The 20333-nt window shown below is 43.9% G+C and carries 14 protein-coding genes; 3 read left to right on the forward strand and 11 right to left on the reverse strand.

The features are described 5' to 3' along the window. Window positions 1-32 precede the first annotated feature (32 nt). Complete coding sequence (locus ACLSSO_RS18635) at window positions 33-3725, forward strand: RHS repeat domain-containing protein (protein ID WP_413943705.1); 3693 nt, start codon at window positions 33-35, stop codon at window positions 3723-3725. Between the two features lie 227 nt (window positions 3726-3952). On the opposite strand, the gene ACLSSO_RS18640 is transcribed toward ACLSSO_RS18635, so the two are convergent. Genes ACLSSO_RS18640 through ACLSSO_RS18670 form a run of 7 tightly spaced genes read right to left on the reverse strand, consistent with a single transcriptional unit; the run spans window position 3953 to window position 11302 of the window. Further along, the gene (locus tag ACLSSO_RS18640; protein WP_413943706.1) at window positions 3953-5413 is read right to left on the reverse strand and encodes an NADH-quinone oxidoreductase subunit N; all 1461 of its coding nucleotides are present in this window, start codon (window positions 5411-5413) and stop codon (window positions 3953-3955) included. Further along, window positions 5413-6966, reverse strand: coding sequence for a complex I subunit 4 family protein (locus tag ACLSSO_RS18645; RefSeq protein ID WP_295901857.1), 1554 nt, complete (start codon window positions 6964-6966; stop codon window positions 5413-5415). Before ACLSSO_RS18645 ends, ACLSSO_RS18640 begins: the two co-directional genes overlap by 1 nt. 3 nt (window positions 6967-6969) lie before the next feature. After that, window positions 6970-8883, reverse strand: coding sequence for an NADH-quinone oxidoreductase subunit L (gene nuoL, locus ACLSSO_RS18650; RefSeq protein ID WP_413944835.1), 1914 nt, complete (start codon window positions 8881-8883; stop codon window positions 6970-6972). Between the two features lie 28 nt (window positions 8884-8911). After that, complete coding sequence (nuoK, locus tag ACLSSO_RS18655; protein WP_295904275.1) at window positions 8912-9235, reverse strand: NADH-quinone oxidoreductase subunit NuoK; 324 nt, start codon at window positions 9233-9235, stop codon at window positions 8912-8914. Next, complete coding sequence (locus tag ACLSSO_RS18660; protein WP_295904276.1) at window positions 9225-9761, reverse strand: NADH-quinone oxidoreductase subunit J; 537 nt, start codon at window positions 9759-9761, stop codon at window positions 9225-9227. The genes nuoK and ACLSSO_RS18660 overlap by 11 nt, the downstream gene beginning before the upstream one ends. A gap of 10 nt (window positions 9762-9771) precedes the next feature. After that, window positions 9772-10923 (reverse strand): complex I subunit 1/NuoH family protein, encoded by a 1152-nt coding sequence (locus tag ACLSSO_RS18665; RefSeq protein ID WP_413943707.1) that lies wholly within the window; start codon window positions 10921-10923, stop codon window positions 9772-9774. Window positions 10924-10933: 10 nt separating this feature from the next. Then, entirely contained in the window at window positions 10934-11302 is a 369-nt protein-coding gene (locus ACLSSO_RS18670; protein WP_295904278.1) for an NADH-quinone oxidoreductase subunit A, read from the reverse strand. A 99-nt stretch (window positions 11303-11401) separates the two neighbouring features. On the opposite strand from ACLSSO_RS18670, the gene mfd reads away from it, so the two are divergent. Beyond that, window positions 11402-14944 (forward strand): transcription-repair coupling factor, encoded by a 3543-nt coding sequence (gene mfd / locus ACLSSO_RS18675; RefSeq protein ID WP_413943708.1) that lies wholly within the window; start codon window positions 11402-11404, stop codon window positions 14942-14944. 57 nt (window positions 14945-15001) lie between these two features. Here mfd and ACLSSO_RS18680 read toward each other — a convergent pair whose 3' ends face one another. Further along, a complete protein-coding gene (locus ACLSSO_RS18680) occupies window positions 15002-15763 on the reverse strand; it encodes a hypothetical protein (protein WP_295904282.1) in 762 nt (253 codons plus the stop codon). Between the two features lie 180 nt (window positions 15764-15943). Here ACLSSO_RS18680 and ACLSSO_RS18685 point away from each other — a divergent pair, with 180 nt between their 5' ends. Continuing rightward, on the forward strand, window positions 15944-17488 hold the full coding sequence (locus tag ACLSSO_RS18685; protein WP_295904284.1) for a glycoside hydrolase family 3 protein: 1545 nt from the start codon (window positions 15944-15946) through the stop codon (window positions 17486-17488). A 67-nt stretch (window positions 17489-17555) separates the two neighbouring features. On the opposite strand, the gene atpC is transcribed toward ACLSSO_RS18685, so the two are convergent. From atpC to atpG, 3 genes are read right to left on the reverse strand one after another with little or no spacing between them, the layout of a single operon-like run. Further along, the gene (gene atpC, locus ACLSSO_RS18690) at window positions 17556-17972 is read right to left on the reverse strand and encodes an ATP synthase F1 subunit epsilon (protein WP_295904287.1); all 417 of its coding nucleotides are present in this window, start codon (window positions 17970-17972) and stop codon (window positions 17556-17558) included. A gap of 54 nt (window positions 17973-18026) precedes the next feature. After that, complete coding sequence (gene atpD, locus ACLSSO_RS18695) at window positions 18027-19433, reverse strand: F0F1 ATP synthase subunit beta (protein WP_295904289.1); 1407 nt, start codon at window positions 19431-19433, stop codon at window positions 18027-18029. A 12-nt stretch (window positions 19434-19445) separates the two neighbouring features. Beyond that, on the reverse strand, window positions 19446-20330 hold the full coding sequence (atpG, locus tag ACLSSO_RS18700) for an ATP synthase F1 subunit gamma (RefSeq protein WP_295904291.1): 885 nt from the start codon (window positions 20328-20330) through the stop codon (window positions 19446-19448). Between the last annotated feature and the right edge of the window lie 3 nt (window positions 20331-20333).

Consider the following 20333-nt stretch of genomic DNA (forward strand, 5'->3'; position numbering starts at 1 on the left):
ATTACTCCATCTTCTTTGGTTGAGGATAGTTTATGAAGAATCTATATATAGCGCTTACAAAGTTACATTTTAAAATTTTGTTTTTATTTCTTTTATTTTCACAACAAGCGCTTTCTAAGCCTCCGATTCAAAATTTGGATCTGTCTTCGCCTTTAGCGAAAGAACATATTTTAAATAGTTGGAATTTCGGCAGTGCTGATATTGGAGTTCAAATTCAAGGCCCTGGTATGACCCACACCTGGAGTAATGTAAAGTCGATCGTTTTTACTTTCACAAAAAGCGGAGCCTCAGACTTTATTTATCTCCATAATACGTGCACTTCGGTATTTTCTGGTACGGGCGCGTGTAGTTATCAACTTGGATTTAAACCGAACTCAGCAGGAATAAAATCTGGTTCAGTTATAGTTGATTGGACAGAGATAACTGAGGACGCACTAGGAAACGAAACAACTGTTTCAGGCTCTACTACATGGAATCTAAATGGCATTGCCCTAGCACGACCTCCTAAAACAGAAAAATGCGAACGAGGATCTATCATAAGGATAGATAGCCAATCACTCGGTGAAGTTATTCCAATTGTCGGTTCAGAATTCTCACTATTTTACTCAAGTAGATTTTCTCCCGACTACGTTCTGGATCCCGGAACTGATCCTCTGCAGCCACAAAACTCATTTAATAAAGAAGCCTGGACAATTTCATCTCAGCATTATTATGAGCCACAACAGAAGCGTCTCTATCTCGGAAACGGCACAGTCTTATATAAAGAACATATTGTGCAAGCTGACGGAACATTACTAGTCGTCGATTCCAACGGCGAAGAAATCTACATTTTTGATCAATACGGAAAACATCTAAAAACTCTGACTTTCTTAACCGGAGTCGTGAAATATACTTTCGCGTATGACTCCAATGATGATTTAACATCAATCCAAGATGCTTTTGGAAATCAAACGATTTTAAATAGATCCTCAGGAATAATTTCTTCAATTCAAGCACCTAGGGGGCAGCTGACAACTGTAAGCACTTCTGCAGGAAAAATATCGGTTGTAACAAACCCGAAAGGAGAGTCTTACGTTTTAACGTATAAGCCAGGAACCAGCTTGTTAGAGTCTTTCCAAAAACCGGGAGGACAAACAAATACTTTCACATATGATGTAAACGGTCGACTTACTAAGGATCAAGGACAAGCTGGTAATTTTTGGAGCTTGGATGTAGATCCAAACTCCGGTGATATTACAAAAAAATCAGCTCTAACTAGGCAAACAGTTTATCAGAAAAGTTATCAAGCAAATGGGAACTATTCGACTACAATTACCACACCTGCGGGCTTAACTGTAAACTCAGTCGAGTATCTCGATGGAACGTACGTCACAAATGACGTTCGTGGAGAAACAGCAAACTATGTGACTGATGACGAAAGATTTGGATCTCTTTACGCCCGACCTGCAATGTCTCGATATTCAGTATCAGGAAATCACAGTTCCGTAATATATCAGACTCAGTTTGATCCGGGAGGCGGCACTGGGTTCTTTGACTACATTTCTTATACCCTAACCGCTTCTAAAAACTCTCATGACACAGTTTCTATTTTTAATAAATCTTCTTCGACATGGACCACTACTTCTCCCGAGGGCGTAACGTTATCAGTAAAGTTAGATTCTCATGAAAGACCTTTTGAAATCCAAACGGGAAATGACGTAAAAGTTAATTTGACCTATAATTCAAATGGAAAAATTCAAAGTATAAGTCAAGGCGGTCATAACAGTTATACATACGTATACAATGGAAGTGGATATCTTCAAACTATAACAAACGCACGCTCAGAAACTACAAGTTTTACGTACGATTTAGCTGGACGAATTGCCTCTAAAACATCGGGTGGAAAAACTGTATCATTTACCTATGATGCCAATGGAAATGTAACTAGTATTACAACTCCAGCTGGAATCTCCCATGCGTATGAGTTCAATTTACAAAACCTGATTTCAAAGTATTTGCCACCCTCTGTTTCTGGCGTAACGCCCAAGGACACGACCTATTCCTACAACTTGGACGGTCAACTCACTCAAATATCAAAGCCAAATGGTCAGTACGCCACTTTCTCATATGGTACTGGCTCAGGCCTCCTAAATACAATTTCAACACTGGAAGGTACCTACACCCGAATATATTCATCAACAATTCCAGATCTTTTAACCTCAATCCAATCACCGCAAGGTGTGAAGAATAATTTCTCATACTATGGCCCCTGGATTTCCGAAGATGAGCAAAGAAGAGCTTCTGATAATTTTAAAATTGGCAGTGTAAGTTTTGGATTTGATTCATCGCTCAGAGTAAGCTCGAGAACTGTTACAGATTCAGCAGGAGCTTCTCACACAACGAATATAACTTTAAACCAAGATGAAAAGCCAAAATATATTGGAAGCGACATGTATTTGGAGTACTCATCTCTATCGGGAAGGCTTACAAAAACACAAGTCGGTTCGGTTTCAGATGAGCGAACCTACGATACTTACGGAAATTTAATCGGTTACTCTGCAACATATGGGCTGTTCTTTCCTACTGAAGTGTATTCGTATTCTCTTGTCCGGGATAGCATGAGTAGGATCGTCGAAAAAACAGAAACCATTCTTGGTACAACTTCTAATTACACTTATACCTATGATAGCTCCGGTCGTCTAACTGGCGTTACGAAAAATGGCAGCCAAGCAGCCACATTTTCATATGATAACAACGGTAATAGAGTTAGCTCAACTTATCCGACATATACCGTGACAGCAACATACGATTCACAAGATCGGCTTCAGAGTTTTGGCTCAAAAAATTTTACATACGATCAAAACGGCGATCTTAGTAAAATCACCTTTTTGGATGGTTCATACAAAAATTTCTCGTACAGTACCTTAGGAAACTTAACTGAGGTTTCAAACAGTGATGGAACAACTTATCAGAATTTACATGACGGATTAAACCGTCGTGTAGCTTTACTAAAAAACGGGAACCCTCAAAGAAGATTTCTATATGAAAACAATCTGAGAATTGCCGCTGAATTAAATGGTTCTGGTATTACGCAAAAAGTATTTATGTATGCCACCAAGGTGAATACTCCGGATTTCTTTATTCAAGGAAACGAAACTTTTAGGATCATAACCGATCACCTCGGATCTCCAGTTCTCGTCGTAAATGCGTCTGATGGAACAGTTGCACAACGAATGGAATACGATGTCTGGGGAAGAATACTGATTGATACTAATAGCTGTTTTCAGCCATTTGGGTTCGCTGGCGGAGTTTGGGATAAGGATGCCGGCCTTGTTAGATTTGGGGCTAGGGACTACGACCCTGAAACAGGACGCTGGACAAGAAAGGACCCGATCCTTTTTAGCGGAGACGATACAAATTTGTATGGCTATGTAATGAATGATCCAATAAACTATGTTGATTATACCGGTGAGTCTCGCACTGGATATGTTAAGACGATGTTTTGGGTTCTTTTGGATCAAGCTACTGGCGGCGGCGGCGGACACGGCGCCTCTCTCGGACAATTGGAGCGATCCATTTATACGAAGGAAATTTTGTTTGGAACGGGAGCATTTGACAGTGGCTCAAACGGAACTGTCAGACAATGTCCAATTCCTCAAGAGAAAGAACCGAATGTAAGACTAACTCCATTCAGACCCGGAAATGGTTTACCGGACTATACATGGGGGAGATCGCCAGGTGTCTAAACGAACAAGATTTATAATTAGTATAATCTTTATAATTTTATTCGTCTTGGCTATTTTAATTTATCTAAACCGACAGTGGATAACCGATGAGGTAAATAAAAACTCACCTCCCTTACAGGCACTTAGGAATGAAATTATAAGTATAGATCGATATTGATTTTGAAAATAAAAAGCCCCAGATGAATTAATCTGGGGCTTTTTATTTTTAGTAACTGACTAAAAAATAATTAGAACAAACTTTTCTCTACCGCAGTAAAGATCGGACCAGATACAAAGCCCATCAATACAATCGCAAGAGCCATCACAACTGCAGTCACAGTTGTCGCATTCAAAGAGTGGCCAGCAACTTCTGCATTGCCCTCTTTCATGTACATCACAACGATCGGTCTCAAGTAGTAGTAAACACCGATCACAGAGCTCAACATACCCCATATAGCGAGCCACAATAGACCTTCGCCGACGGCTGCGTTGAACAAGTAAAACTTACCGAAGAATCCAAGTGTTGGCGGAATACCCGCAAGTGACAACAAGAACACGGTCAAACAAAGAGCCAACATAGGTCTTTGTTTCGCGAAACCAGCAAGATCATCGATGTTCACGATGTGGTTCTCTGATCTTTCAAGCATGCTTGCGATTGCAAACGCACCCAAAGTCATCAATGCGTAGCTCAACAAATAGAAGATCACGCCGGAAGCACCAAACGCACCGTTGTCGCTCACACCTGCAGTGATGATACCAATCAAAAGATATCCAGAGTGCGCTACAGAAGAGTAAGCAATCATACGTTTAAAGTTATTCTGAATGATCGCTGCCGTATTACCCACGATCATTGTGATCACAGCGAGCCATTGCAAGATATCAAACAAGTGATCAGAACCCGTCAAAGACTTCGTTGCAATCACGCGCAAGAACGCCGCGAAAGAAACTGTCTTTACCGCTGTCGCCATGAAAGCAGAGTGCGGAGTTGGAGCTCCTTGGTAAACATCCGGAGTCCAAGCATGGAATGGAGCGATTGAAACCTTAAAGCAGAAGCCCAAGATCACAAACGTGATGCCGAACAAGAACAAACGAGACGTTTGTACAAGTTCCGCTGCGTTTTCCATGAAACCAAGAATGTTTGTTCCACCCGTAGATCCAAAGATGAAAGCCACACCGTACAAGAAAACCGCAGAAGCAAAAGATCCAAGAACGAAGTATTTCAACGCCGCTTCTTTAGAAAGTTTTTCTTCGTGGCTCATCGCGATCATTAAGTAGAGCGCCAATGACATCAACTCAAGACCGATGAACACCATCAAAAGATCCACTGCAGACACAAGGATCAACATCCCGATCGCAGAACTCAATGCCAGGAACACAAGTTCAGAGAACTGTTTTCCTGTCGTTGACGGATTTTCGTACATCATGATCATCGCCGCACCAGCAGCACCCAAAGCGATGACACCCATCCACTGAGTCACACCATCAAAGATCAATCCGCCGTTGAAAGCTGTTTTACCTGCGCCACCAAAGACAACAAGCAAACCAATCGCAACCACGATACCGATCAAACCTTGAGACAAAGTAATCACGGGATGTTGTTCGCGGTTTCCACGCAAAACCTTCGCTGTGATTGGAATGATACTCGCGAAGAACAATGCAATCATTGGCGAGATCAGAAGAATGTCACTAAGACCAATAGCTGTATTCATTAGTTACCTCCTTGCGCATGCTGAGTCGAAGCATCGCCAGGCTGAACAATTGTCAGGTTGTAGTTACTTCTGTTGTTCACCAAGTAATCAATACTAGCCTTGGAGTAATTCAAGAAGTGGTTCGGGAATAGACCCATCCAGAACACCATAATAACCATCGGAACAAGAACTGCGATTTCACGCGCGTTCAAATCATGAAGCGGATGATGCTCGTCTTTCACAAGCTCCCCTTTTTCACCGAAGAACACACGCTTAAACATCCACAACATGTAAACCGCACCAAGAACCACGCCCGATACTGCGAAGTACGCAAACACAGGTTGCGCTTGGTAAGTTCCAAGAAGGATGAAGAACTCTCCTACGAATCCGTTCGTCAATGGAACTGCAATCGACGAAAGCGTCACGATAAAGAAGAAGATTGTGAAAAGAGGCAACACACTTGCCAAACCACCGTACTTAGAAATTTCACGAGAGTGAGTTCTTTCATAGATCATACCGATCAAGATGAACAGCGCCCCCGTTGAAATACCGTGATTCAACATTTGGTATAAACCACCGGCCATACCGTAAGCGTTGAAAGCAAAAAGACCCAACAAGATGTAACCCATGTGCGATACAGAAGAGTACGCCACAAGTTTTTTCACATCCGGTTGAACCATCGCAACCAAAGCTCCGTAGATGATACCGACAACACCGATCAGCATGAACAACCATGCCCAGTATTCAGCGGCCTCTGGGAACAAAGGAAGAACCCAGCGCATGAAACCGTAAGTACCCATCTTCAGCATCACACCGGCAAGAATCACAGAGCCAGGAGTTGGCGCCTCAACGTGGGCATCAGGCAACCAAGTGTGAAGCGGGAATACCGGAACTTTCACAGAGAATGCCAAAGCAAATGCAAAGAACAACAAAGTTTGAAGGCTGAAGAATGTTCCGCCTACAAATGGGATTTTCAATTGATAGAAGTCCAAAAGACTTGCACTCATGTGACCAGTCGCTTCTTGAGTGAGGTACATCATGTAGATGATCGCAACGAGCATCAACACAGAACCCGCCATCGTATAGATGAAGAACTTAACCGTCGCATAAAGTCTGCGAGCTCCACCCCAAATACCTACCATGAAGTACATTGGAACAAGTGAAAGTTCCCAGAAGACGTAGAAGAAGATTGCATCCATCGCCAGGAAAGTTCCAAGCATCGCTGTTTGCAGGATGAACAAAGCAACGTGGAAACCTTTTACACGTTCAGTGATCGCTGTCCAACTCGCGAGAATAATAATCGGAGTTAAGAATGTCGTCAGAAGAACAAGCCACAAAGAAATTCCGTCAATACCCATGAAGTATTGAATGCCGAATCTTTCGATCCACATGAACTTCTCAACCATTTGAAGTCCCGCAGAGCTTGGATTGAATCTTTGCAGAAGAACCAAGCTTACAAGGAATTCGATCACAGAAAGACCCAAAGCCAAGTGACGAATCGTATTGGATTTAGGCCATACTGCTACGATCAGAGCGAACAAAAGAGGTAGAAAAACAATGCTACTCAGGATCATACATTACCTCATGATCACAAATGAAAGAGCGACAACAACACCGATGCCGATATACATCGCGTACTGTTGCATGTTGCCGGTTTGGATAGAACGAACCATAGAACCCATGCCACGCACGAGGTCTCCGGCCCAATAAGTCATCTTGTCGATGAAGTTCACATCAATATAGTACCAAGTATTCTTACTGATGTTCACAAGCGGATTGATAATGAAACCAAAGTACGCTTCATCAACGAAGTATTTGTTATACACGAGGTTGTAAACAGGCTTGATGCTCGCTGCGATTTTCTTCGGAGTTTCCGGAGATTTCACATAGAACTGATAAGCCACGATAGCAGAGATCAAAGCCAAACCAACTGATACGCCCATCAAAGTCCATTCAGTCGTGTGCTCAATCGGCTGCCATCCAGGGATTGGAGAAATAAGTGGATGCAACCAGTGCTCCCACACGTTTGGAATATGACCCAAACCTTCGCCAATCACATGCGGAATACCAATCCATCCACCGATCACAGAAAGAACTGCAAGAACGATCAAAGGAATCGTCATCAACGCTGGAGACTCATGCGGATGAACTTCTTTAGGAACGCGGCTCTTACCCCAGAAAGTCAAAGCCATCAAACGAGTCATATAGAATGCTGTCAAAGTCGCACCCAAAGCACCCGCCGCCCACAACACTGGAGAACCCATTGGTGAGTTGAATGCATAAGCCAAGATTTCATCCTTAGAGAAGAAACCCGCAAATGGAGGCATACCGATAATTGCGAGCCAACCAAGAAGGAACGTGATGTGCGTGATAGGCATGTATTTTTTGAGTCCGCCCATCTTACGAATATCTTGTTCTTCGTGCATCGCGTGGATCACAGAACCAGAACCCAAGAACATCAAAGCTTTAAAGAAGGCGTGAGTCATCAAGTGGAACATCGCTGCTCCGAAAGCACCCACACCGCAAGCAAGGAACATGTAACCAAGTTGTGACACTGTAGAGTAAGCCAAAACTTTTTTGATATCCCATTGGGTCATACCAATTGTCGCCGCAAAGACCGCTGTCGCCGCACCAATGATCGCAATAACCATCATTGTGTTAGGAGCCATAATGAACAGCGGATTCAAACGAACGATCATGTACACGCCGGCAGTCACCATCGTCGCAGCATGGATCAACGCTGAAACAGGAGTTGGACCGGCCATCGCATCTGGAAGCCAAACATACAATGGAATCTGTGCTGATTTACCAGTCGCACCGATGAACAAGAACAATGTTCCCAAAGTCACCGCACCCAACCAAGAAGACTCTGCCACAGTTGGTGCCAAAGCATTCAACTCGTGGAAATTCAAAGTTCCGAATGTCATGAAAAGAACAAACATACCAAGAAGGAAAGCCGCATCCCCGATACGATTCGTGATGAAAGCTTTCATACCTGCTGCCGCTTTTTCTTTGTCTGTGAACCAGAAACCGATCAACAAGTAAGAGCAAAGACCAACGCCTTCCCAACCTACGAACATCACAAGCAAGCTGTCGCCAAGAACTAGCAACAACATGTTGAAGATGAAAAGATTCAAGTAAGCGAAGTATTTCGCTGCACCTTTATCGTGGTGCATGTAACCGATTGAGAACATGTGGATCAAAGTACCCACACCTGTCACAACCAGGATCATGATCGCGCTGATTTGATCGATCACAAATCCAGCGTTGATTTTAAATTTATCAACCGCCATCCACTCAAAGAAGCTCACAGCGATTCTGCGAGTTTCTTCAGGCATTGCCACAAGATCCAACACCAACAAGATGGAGCTGATGAAAGAGATTGCGATAGCGACTGTTGCGATCACACCTGCAACGTTAGCAGAGTGTTTTTTATAACGAGTTCCGTTGATAAGGAAACCTACAAACGGAGCGAGGATCAAAAGGGCCATTAAAAGAGAATGAGTCACGGCTGTTCCCTTATCCTTTCAAATGCTCAAAGAAGCGGATGTTAACTTCGTTGAATCGTTTAAAGATCGACACCGCCAGTGCCAAACCGACTGCCGCTTCCGCTGCAGCGATTGTCATGACGAAAAACACCATGATGTGTCCATCTAAAAGACCCAAGAATTTGCTGAAGGCTACGAACGTTAAGTTCACAGAGTTCAACATCAATTCAATCGACATCAAAAGAACGATCACGTTACGGCGAAGAAGAACTCCGGCCATGCCCGTGACGAACAAAAGAGCTGCCAAAACCAAATAGTGAGTCAGACCAATGTTGTTGATGATCTCAGTGTTCATGTGTTCCACCTTTACTGCGTGCAAGGGCAACAGCTCCGACGGCGATCACAAGAAGCAAAACGCCCAAAGCTTCAAATCCAAAGATATATTTTGTGAAAAGGATATGGCCCAACGCTTTCGTTGCTTCCATTCCTGTGCCCGTTGTCACTGGATTGTCCGTTGTCTTTTCAGTCAAAAGACCTACTGACATTGCAATCGCACCAACAACAAGTCCCGCAAGCAAACCTACAGAGGCGATTTTCACTCCGCCTGTAAACTTACCGCGCGTAAACGCTTGAAGATCTTTCTTTAAGTCGAAGAGCATGATCACCATAACGAAGAGGACCATGACCGCTCCGGCGTAAACGATCAGCTGAACACCGGCGATAAAGTAAGCGTTTAAAGTTACAAACAAAGCCGACACACCCACCATGGTCATTGCAAGGCAAAGAGCCGAGTAGATCGGGTTCGACATAAGGATCACACTCAGGCCGCTGACCAGAGTGACGATCGCTAGAAACCAAAATAGAAAAGCATCTGCTGTCACGTTAAACTCCTCACAAAGATGCGATGTAGATGATAAGCGCTGTTAAAATAGTGTTTCCCAACGCCCATGGAAGAAGTGTCTTCCAACCAAAATCCATCAGCTGATCGTAACGGAAACGTGGAAGAGTCCAACGAACCCAGATGAACACCCAAAGGAAGAATGCAAACTTGATGTTAAATACCAAGAAGTGAATCAGAGCGACCAAAGCACTTGCCCATGAAGGCGAAGAAGTCACAGATGCTGCCCACTCTTGAACTTGCGCTACAGAAACATAAGGAATGCTGTAACCACCAAAGAAGAACAAAGCCATCAAGCCCGACGCGATCATCATGTGACCATATTCACCGATGAAGAACATGTTGAACTTAAAGCCGCCGTATTCTGTGTGGAAACCGGCAACAAGCTCAGACTCACCCTCTGCCAAGTCGAATGGCAAACGGTTGGATTCTGCGAATGTCGTTGTGAAGAACAACAAAGCTGCAAGAGGTTGATAGAAGATACCCCAGTTCGGGATGTACGGAGAAGAAACCGTGTAACCCATGAACGTGAAAGTCAAAGGACCTTGTTGAGCGATCGTCATTGCCGTCAAATCAAACGTTCCGTAAAGCATGATCACGCCAACGATTGAAAGACCCAGTGCTAGTTCATAAGAGATCGTTTGCGCTGATGCGCGAAGAGCACCCATCAAAGAGTATTTGTTTCCTGATCCCCAACCCGCCATCAACAATGTGTAAGCAGCCAAAGAAGAAACACCCAAGATGAAAACGATACCAACGCCGATATCATAACCTTGAACTAAGAAAGAGTACGGACCCCAAGTTGTGCCGAACATTTCAAACGTGCCCACTTGAATTGGCGTCGACATTGGGATTGCAGAGAATGCCACCGCACCTGGAATCAACGCAAACACAGGAGCTGCGTAATACAACAATGGTTTTGCTGTATCAGGAACGAAGTTTTCTTTCGTCAAGAATTTCACCGCATCGGCCAAAAGCTGCATCAAACCCAAAGGTCCAACGCGGTTTGGTCCCAAACGATTTTGGATGAAGGCAGATCCACGACGCTCAAGCCACACAAGGATAGGAACTGCTTGAACCATCATCAAAAAGATGACGACAAGTTTTAAACCGTTAACGGTTATTTCGAAAATATCTTTACCCATGCCCATTGATCTAGTCCCATTCCAATGCTTTTGATTTTACTTCCCAGAAAAGTCCGAAGATGAATACCGCGATGAAAACCATCATCGAGATAAACACAAACGCACCCGCACCAGTCGCGATAAATTCACGGAAGGAAATTGCCCACGGATACATGAAGATGATCTCGATATCGAAAAGAATGAAAAGAATGGCAGTGAGGTAATACTTCACTGATACTTTTGTATCTTTCTTATCAAGAGCAGGAATACCGCACTCGTAAGGTTCGTATTTGATGGGATGATAGATGGCTTTGCCGCCAGTTTTGCTTGCAACCCACAGTAAAAAAGCTCCAAAAAGAGCAATGAAAATGACGATGAATATGACTCCACCGAGTGGCACTAGACCCTCCAAAGTTGTCGTTATTATTTGGATTTCAATTAGTTATATATGCACCGTCACTGAAATCCAAGAAATATGAATGGAAACAAGGCGATAAGCGTGGCAAGATCATTCCACTTCATGAAAGCGGAAATGACTCACACAAGGCTTGAAACCATCCTGGAAAGAGCCTTCGAAACAACTCGCGGAAAGATTCAAGTGACCGGAGCTTCATCTCCGCTCGCCCTTGCTTACTTTTTGTCGCAGACTTACTCTAAAAAAATCAACAGCTTGCCGCACTTAGTTGTTGTCGGAAGTCTGCAAGATGCAAACAAACTTCAGCAGTTGATTGAGTTCTTCGACCCATCTCGTCAAACACATATTCTGCCTCCGTTTGATGTTTCTCCTTACTCAGGCCTTTATCCAAACTCGAGAGTTGCTTCGGATCGAATTCAATTTCTCGCGAAAGCCCAGTCCGCCAAAGCCGGAGAAATCTTCATATCTCCTTCTGACGCGCTGATGCAGAAAACCTTGCCGGTGAAAATCCTGAAGGACTACTCGCGAACTTTGAAGTCCGGCGATGAGCTTCCTGAAGACATCGCGGAGTTTTTAAATTCTCTAGGTTATGTGTCAGCTCCGATGGTGGAGGATAAAGGTCAGTATGCTTTGCGCGGAGGGATCGTTGATATTTTCCCGCCGACGGAAGATCAGCCGGTGCGTTTGGATTTGTTCGGCGATCAAGTTGAATCCATCCGCTATTTCAGTATTTCAGATCAACGAAGCACCGATGAGTTGACGTCGTTTGTTTTAACTCCTGCGCGCGAAATTCTTTTTCGCGATGAAAATCATGAAAGACTTTTGCTACGAGTTCGCGAAACTTTAGAAGGTCGTTCTGTCGACAAGGCCGATGCCGAAGAGATGCTTCGTTCGTTAGTTTTAAAAAATTCATTTCCGGGAATTGAATTTTTGCTTCCCTATTTTTATGGCGAGCTTTCCAGTCCCGCAGATCATTTTCCGGGAGCTGTGAATTTATGGTTCTTAGATCCTGTTGAAATTTCTAGATGTGCAGACGAAACATGGTCTGAATTAAAAACAGATCTTGCGACAAGCGAGGCCCATGTCATTCGTCCTGATTTAAATTTACTCTACTCGTCTTTTGAGAAACTTTCTTTTCCACAAAACTCTCGCCAAGTTTATTTTTCTTCTTTGGAGTATTTGGAAGAGGAAAGTTCTGAAAACGCACAAGTAGAATATCGTACGTTCCTCACTCAGGATTTTACGAATTTAAGTCTCACAAATCCCGTGGGTTCTGAGTTGTGGCTGCAAGCTGCGACAAACAAACTTCATAAATGGAAAGATGACGGCTACAGAATTTTTATTGGAACCAAGAATCAATCCCACATTGAAAGATTGAAACTTGTTTTTGATAAACTGGGATTAAAAGTCGCGCGCCCTGCAGAGGACGAATACCGCTGGGACTCTTGGCTTATGGAGCAAGATAGTGACACACATCTTGTTCACGTCATTCCTCATTATCTTTCGGAAAGCCTTCGTCTGGATGAAGAGAAAGTTATTTTTCTTCGCGATGAAGACTTCTATGGAAAGAAACAGCGCTCGCGCGAATCATCAGGTGCTCAGGACTTTCAAAAACAAGCAAAGCGCTTAGCCTTCGGTGATTTAAAACCTGGCGACCTCGTTGCTCACGTCAAACATGGTGTGGGTCAATACGAGGGACTCAAGATCATGAACATCGGTGGCGTTGAGTCCGAATACATCCAGGTTGGCTATAAAGATAAAGATAAACTTTATTTGCCTGTCTATCGTGTGGGCCAACTTCAAAAGTTTTCTGGCGCGGCGACGACAACGATCTTAGATAAACTTGGCGGTACGGCTTGGGAAAAAACCAAAGCTAAAGTTAAGGCGCACGTCCGCGACATCGCGGCCGATCTTCTTGCACTTTATGCGAAACGTGCCGAGATGCACAGACCTCCGTTTGTTTTTAAAGAAGAAGAGATTCAGCTTTTTGAAAACAGTTTCCCCTATGAAGAAACTGAAGATCAAATGCGCGCGATCAATGATATTTTGTCGGATCTTAAATCGACAAAACCTATGGATCGTCTTGTTTGTGGTGACGTAGGCTTTGGTAAAACTGAAGTGGCGATGCGGGCAGCATTCTTTGCCGTTCAAGCGAAAAAACAAGTGGCTCTGCTTGCGCCAACGACTGTTTTAACTTTCCAGCACTTTGAAACTTTGAAAAAACGTTTTGAAGGATGGCCTGTTGATATTCGTGTCTTAAACCGCTTCGTCACACCTTCTGAAGTGAAAAAGACTTTGCAGGATCTCAAAGACGGAAAAGTCGATATTATCGTCGGCACTCATAAACTTTTGGGCTCTGCAATTCAATATAAAGACTTAGGTCTTTTGATTGTCGACGAAGAACAAAAGTTCGGCGTCACTCATAAAGAGAAAATCAAAAAGCTTAAAACCAGCGTCGATACCCTGACTTTGTCAGCAACACCAATCCCAAGAACTTTGAATATGGCTCTTGTGGGAATTCGCGATTTAAGCCTTATCAATACGGCTCCCGTCGATCGTCTTCCAACAAGAACGTTTGTCACAAAATTTGATGAAGAGACAATTCGTAAAGCCATCACGGCGGAAATCTCTCGCGGCGGACAAGTTTATTTTATTCATAACCGTATTGAATCCATTTACGGATTGGTCGATGAAATCCGCAGCATCGTTCCGGAAGCCCGCATTCGTGTCGGCCACGGACAAATGGAGGAGCACGAGCTTGAAAAAACCATGCTCGCCTTCTTCCATCACGAAATTGACGTTCTAGTTTGTACGGCGATTGTGGAGTCTGGAATGGACGTGCCTCGCGCCAATACAATGTTCATTGATTCCGCTCACATGTTTGGACTTTCACAGCTTTATCAATTGCGTGGACGCGTGGGTCGAAGCAAAACCCGCGCTTACTGCTACTTGATGATGCCAAGAAACCGCAAGCTCGACAAAGAACAACAAGAGCGTCTGAAGATTATTCAAGAAAACACAGCACTAGGAAGCGGAATCAAGATCGCTCAATACGATCTGGAACTTCGCGGCGCCGGAAATATTTTAGGCGAAGAACAATCGGGTCACATCAACTCTGTCGGTTATGAACTTTACATGGATCTTCTCAATGAGGCTTTGGCTGAAGCTAAAGGTGAAAAAGTTGAAGACATGGATCTCGATCCAGAGATCAACTTAAGAATCCCTGCGATGATTCCAGATAATTACATCGCCGATATCCGCATTCGCTTAAGTTACTACAAGGCATTGGCAGACATTACTTCAGCAGACGATTTAGATCGCATCGAAGAAGAATTGCGCGATCAGTTCGGTCAAATTCCAGAACCAACTGTGAACTTGATGGGACTGATGCTGATCCGCCGTCAATGTAAAGAGCTCGGCGTTCGCGATATCAGTGCCGGATTGAAATCCGTCTCGTTGATCTTTACTGAAAAAACAAAATTAAAACCAGAGACCGTAATTCAACTCGCGGTTCGTGAAAGCAAAAAATACTCTCTCACTCCAGACAACCGCTTGAACATCAAACTTAGCAACATCACGTGGTCTGCAGTCCACGACGAACTAGAACAACTTCTTAAGCTAATTTAAAAGGTGCCAGGGGATTTTTTGCGTCTATACCGCGTTACAAAAAAGTACGGCGTACCTCTAAAACTCTAAACGAAGACCCGCACCATAAAGAAAATCCGTCTCCGTATTGGGATCATCTTCTGCGCTCGTTTTCGCGTACTGAGTGGCGTAGACATCGATAAAAGTATTCTCAAGGCCCCAATTGAACGTCGTGTTTTTGGCCGTATCGTAATCAAGCCAATCCAACTGAAGCAAGAATCCAATCGTGTAGTTGTAACCCATTTGTGTCGTTGCAGAAAAAGAATCCGTCGGAGAGGACTCGGAAAGACCCATCTGCCAAAAATTAATTCCAACGTAGGGAGCGACATACGGTTCGTTGAAAAGCATGTCCATGGTGTACTTTAATCCAATGCCATACTTCGTTACATCAAGCGTGCGATCGCTGCCGCTCATGTTATCCGAAATACTTCCTTTTCCAAAATCCACACCCAATGCAAGAGAGCCCAGAACGAAGTTGTATTTATAATCCAGGCTTAAATGAATAAGGGGAATTGGATCCGTTCCGAAAAGTTCTTCGTAAGATTTGTTATCTAAAGTGGAAATATAATTTTTAAGATCAAGACCTTCGTAGTCGAGGCCGAAATAAATCCCATGATCTTCTCGGCGGTCTTTATAAGGAGCCAAGTTATCTTGCCGAACTTGAACTTCAACAAGAGGAGTTTGTTCCGGCGGAACTGCCACCATGCCCTCTGTGTCTTCGTCTTGCGCAAAGGCGCACGAGCAACACAGGCTCACTAAGATAATACAAACTTTTGATTTAAGACTTTGGTGCAATTTCATGCTGTCTCTCAAATCTCGTCTACCCCGTAAAGGGCCGAATGATATTCTACCAATATGAGCAATTATATCAGGGAAATTCTTAAGATTTTGAGCATAACTCTTCTGATATTTGTTTTTCCCCACCTTGTGCTAGCTACCCCGACCAACCTCCCGCAAATTATCGATCAAAAGATTGCAAAAATGACCTTGGAAGAAAAGGTCGGTCAACTTTTTATTGTGGGCTTTCCGCAAAAAAACATTTCACCTGACTTAGAAAAATTTATCGCCGATTACAAGCCCGGTTCTTTTTTGTTGTTTAAAAGAAATATTTCTTCTGGTGAGCAGATCCGCGACTTGAATCTTGCGCTTTACCGTACAAGCTATAAGCATACAAAACTTCCACCATTGATTGCGATTGATCAAGAAGGTGGCTCGGTCTCCCGCCTTCCAATCACACCAGCTCCACCGAATGCTTTAGCATTGGGGCAAACGCAGTCTCCGCTTCTTGCAGAGGAAATGGGTTATCAAACAGGTCTTTTCTTGCGCGAAGTGGGTTTCAATATGAATCTCGCACCCGTTCTTGATGTCACCGATCCATTAAGCACAAGCTTTATTGGCGTCAGGTCTTTTGGTGCAGATCCTCGTCTTGTGGGCGAGCTTGGGGTTGCGTATTCAAAAGGTTTATTAAAAGCCCGCGTGATTCCCACAGCAAAACATTTTCCCGGAACTGGAAACTTAAAAGCCGATCCTCATGTCAGTGTTGTGCAAAACACCTCGTCGCTTGAGTCGCTAAAAGCAAAAGATTTAAAACCTTACGAAGCGTATTCTTCATTGGGAGATCGCGTGGCCGTAATGCTTTCTCATCTGATCTACCCTGCTCTTGACAACACTCGCGAGCCTGCGAGCTTTTCCAAAAAGATATCCACAGAGCTTTTGCGTGGAGAACTAAAATATAAAGGTCTTGTTGTTACCGATGATTTACAAATGCAGGGATCAAAACAACTTCTAAGACCCGAAGTAGCCGCCCTGCGCGCTCTTCAAGCTGGAGCTGACATTGTGATGCTCACATGGTCCTTTGCTGATCAAGGCAGAGCCTTTGAATATGTAAAAAACGCCGTTAAAAAAGGTGAGCTTAATCAAAACGAACTTGATCAAAAACTTCATCGCATTCTAACAGTAAAAGCGTTTGCGAATCTGTATCGTCGCGACCCAAAACAGCTGTCTCTTTTGCAAGGCCCAAAACTCACATCAAAAGACTACAGTGAACTTGAATCCAATATCTTGGATCAAAACTTAAAAACAAACCTTTTGCCGAAATCTCTTCCAGGAAAGGAAACGAAGAAACGCAAACCCGCTTCAATTAGCCGCGTTTGTGTCGCAGCTCCATCAAGAGCCTTCATTGATTCATTCAAAAGGTCTTCGAAAAAACACGTCGACGTGAAACTACTCACAGGCGCTTTCGACAAGGAACAAGTTCAGGAATGGATGCGTGAGAAAAATTGCGCACTCACCGTTGCTGCGATCACAGGCCCAAAAACAGCAGCCTTGCTCAAATCGCTACCTGCTCAAGAAAAGAAAAATTTAATCGTCGTAAACTTAGGAGCGCCTCGTCTGATGCCACAACAAAAGGGGTATCTGCGAGTGATTCAGCTCTATTTTAATCACGTCGATTCCGGAAAAAAGATCGCCCAACACCTCGAAGAAATCCTCAACGACTCTTCTGGTTCGTACGCCTTTCTTTGGTAAATTGTCGAAACAAAAAAGGCCCTCTTTTCAGAGAGCCTTTTCATAATTTTCTAGATGGATCTAAGAATTACTTCTTAGCTTGGCCTTCAGCCACGTCGAGTTTCGCTCTTGCCCGAGCCCACTCGCGTTGGAATTCTGTCCAATCTTCATCAGTGATAAGCTCATTCATGATGCGCTTTTCAGAAGCAGCCAAGAATTCTTTCGTAGCTTGGATATCAATTTCCTCTGGAAGATCTGCGATGTTCGCAAGAACGTTCACGCCTTCGGGGCTGACTTGGCAATAACCCCAGCTGATAACAGCCGTGTCTTGCTTTTCTTTACCCTTTAGTTTCCATTTCATAACGCCTGTTTCAAGCGTTGTGATCAATGGAGCGTGACCAGGAAGAATGTTGAGTTCTCCTTTGAAGCCAGGAACAGTTACTTCTTCAACCTCTTGGTTGACGAGTAAACGTCTTTCTGGAGTCACGATAGTTAATTTAAACATATCTCTACCTTTCAAGCGCAGGCCGCAAAGCCTGCGTTTCCAAGGCTACAGGGATTACGCCTGTAGCTTCTTAGCTTTCTCGATAACGTCTTCGATAGTTCCAACAAGGTAGAACGCTTGCTCAGGAAGAGCATCGTGTTTACCGTCAAGGATCTCGCGGAAACCTTTAACAGTGTCTTTGATATCAACGTATTTACCTTGCAAGCCAGTGAACTGCTCAGCAACGAAGAATGGTTGAGACAAGAAACGTTGGATTTTACGAGAACGAGATACAACAAGTTTATCGTCTTCAGACAACTCGTCCATACCCAAGATCGCGATGATATCTTGAAGTTCACGGTAACGTTGCAACAAAGCTTGAACGTCACGAGCGCACTTATAGTGCTCTTCACCGATAACTTGAGGATCAAGCAAACGAGAAGTTGAAGTCAACGGATGAACCGCAGGGAAGATCGCCATAGCAGCGATATCACGGTCAAGGTTCGTCGTTGCATCCAAGTGAGTAAATGTAGTTGCAGGAGCTGGATCCGTATAGTCATCCGCTGGTACGTAAACCGCTTGAACGGAAGTGATAGAACCCTTCTTAGTAGAAGTAATACGCTCTTGCAAAGCACCCATTTCAGTCGCCAAGTTTGGTTGGTAACCAACGGCAGATGGGATACGGCCAAGAAGTGCAGACACTTCGGCACCCGCCTGAGTAAAGCGGAAGATGTTATCAACGAAGAAAAGAACGTCTTGGTTTTCTACGTCACGGAAGTATTCCGCAACTGTCAAACCAGTCAAAGCAACACGCGCACGTGCTCCAGGAGGTTCATTCATCTGACCGAATACAAGCGCTGTTTTAGAGATAACGCCTGATTCTTTCATTTCACGCCACAAGTCGTTTCCTTCACGAGTACGTTCACCAACGCCCGCGAATACAGAGAAACCACCGTGCTCAGTAGCGATGTTACGGATCAATTCTTGGATAAGAACTGTTTTACCTACACCCGCACCACCGAACAAACCGATCTTACCACCCTTTGCGTAAGGAGCTAGAAGGTCAACGACTTTGATACCAGTCATCAACATCGCTGCAGAAGTTGCTTGGTCTTCGAATTTCGGAGCAGATCTATGGATGCCCCAGTGTTCTTTTGCGTTTACTGGGCCCATTTCGTCGATCGGTTCACCGATAACGTTGATGATACGGCCCAAAGCCTCACGACCTACAGGAGCTGTGATCATGTTGCCAGTCGCTTTTACTTTTTCACCACGAACCAAACCTTCAGTTTGGTCCATCGCGATAGTACGAACTACGCTGTCACCCAAATGTTGAGCAACTTCTAGAACAAGGTTCATTTCAGCGTCAGAGATAAATTTATTAGTTACACGAAGAGCAGAGTTGATCGCAGGAAGTTCTCCGCCTTCGAACTCTACGTCCACTACGGGACCAGTTACTTGTTTTACTTTACCGAATGCCATTATTCAGCTCCCCTATTTAAGCGCTTCAGCGCCAGATACGATTTCAGTCAATTCTGTAGTAATTTTTTCTTGTCTCAATTTGTTGTACGTCAACGTGAGCTTGTTGATCATGTCACGCGCATTGTTTGTCGCGTTCTCCATCGCGCTCATACGAGCACCATGTTCACCGGCAACAGACTCAGACATACATCTGTAAACTTGAAGATCGAAATGCTTTTCAAGAAGTTCTTTGATGATCTTCTCTGGAGCTGGTTCGAAAATCATATCGACAGCAAATTCATTCGCCTTCTCATTTTCAGTTTTGAAAGTCGTCAAGCCGATATCGATTGGCAAGATTGTTTCGCAAACTACAGTTTGAGAAATCGCGGAATTGAATTGGTTATGAACAATACGAACTTCGTCGTAATTGCCCTCAAGGTAATCTTCCATCACGCGGTTGGCGACTTTCGAAGCCAACTCGTAAGAGATATCTTTATCAAGCTTCGTGATGTAATCCACGGCTTTGATATCTCTCTTCGCAAAGTAATCATGACCTTTACGACCGATAAAGATGAAGTCGATTTTCTCGAGCTTCGCTTTATTTTCTTTAATATAGTTTTCAGTGAATTTGTTGATATTGCTGTTGAAAGCGCCGCAAAGACCGCGATCAGAAGTAATCACAACAAGCAAAACATTCTTCACTTGTTCTTTCTTCTCCATCAACGGATGCGACACTTTGTTTGTCACAGCGATATCCGCAATCACCTTACGCAAAGTCAAAGCATAAGGACGCATATTAACGATGTTATTTTGCGCCTTACGTAACTTTGCAGCAGACACGAGCTTCATCGCTTTCGTGATCTGCTGGGTGTTTTTTGTGGACTCAATTCGAGCCCGGATATCCTTTAAGCTAGCCATTTA

The sequence above is a fragment of the Bdellovibrio sp. HCB-162 genome, assembly GCF_047344985.1.
Lineage (GTDB): Bacteria > Bdellovibrionota > Bdellovibrionia > Bdellovibrionales > Bdellovibrionaceae > Bdellovibrio.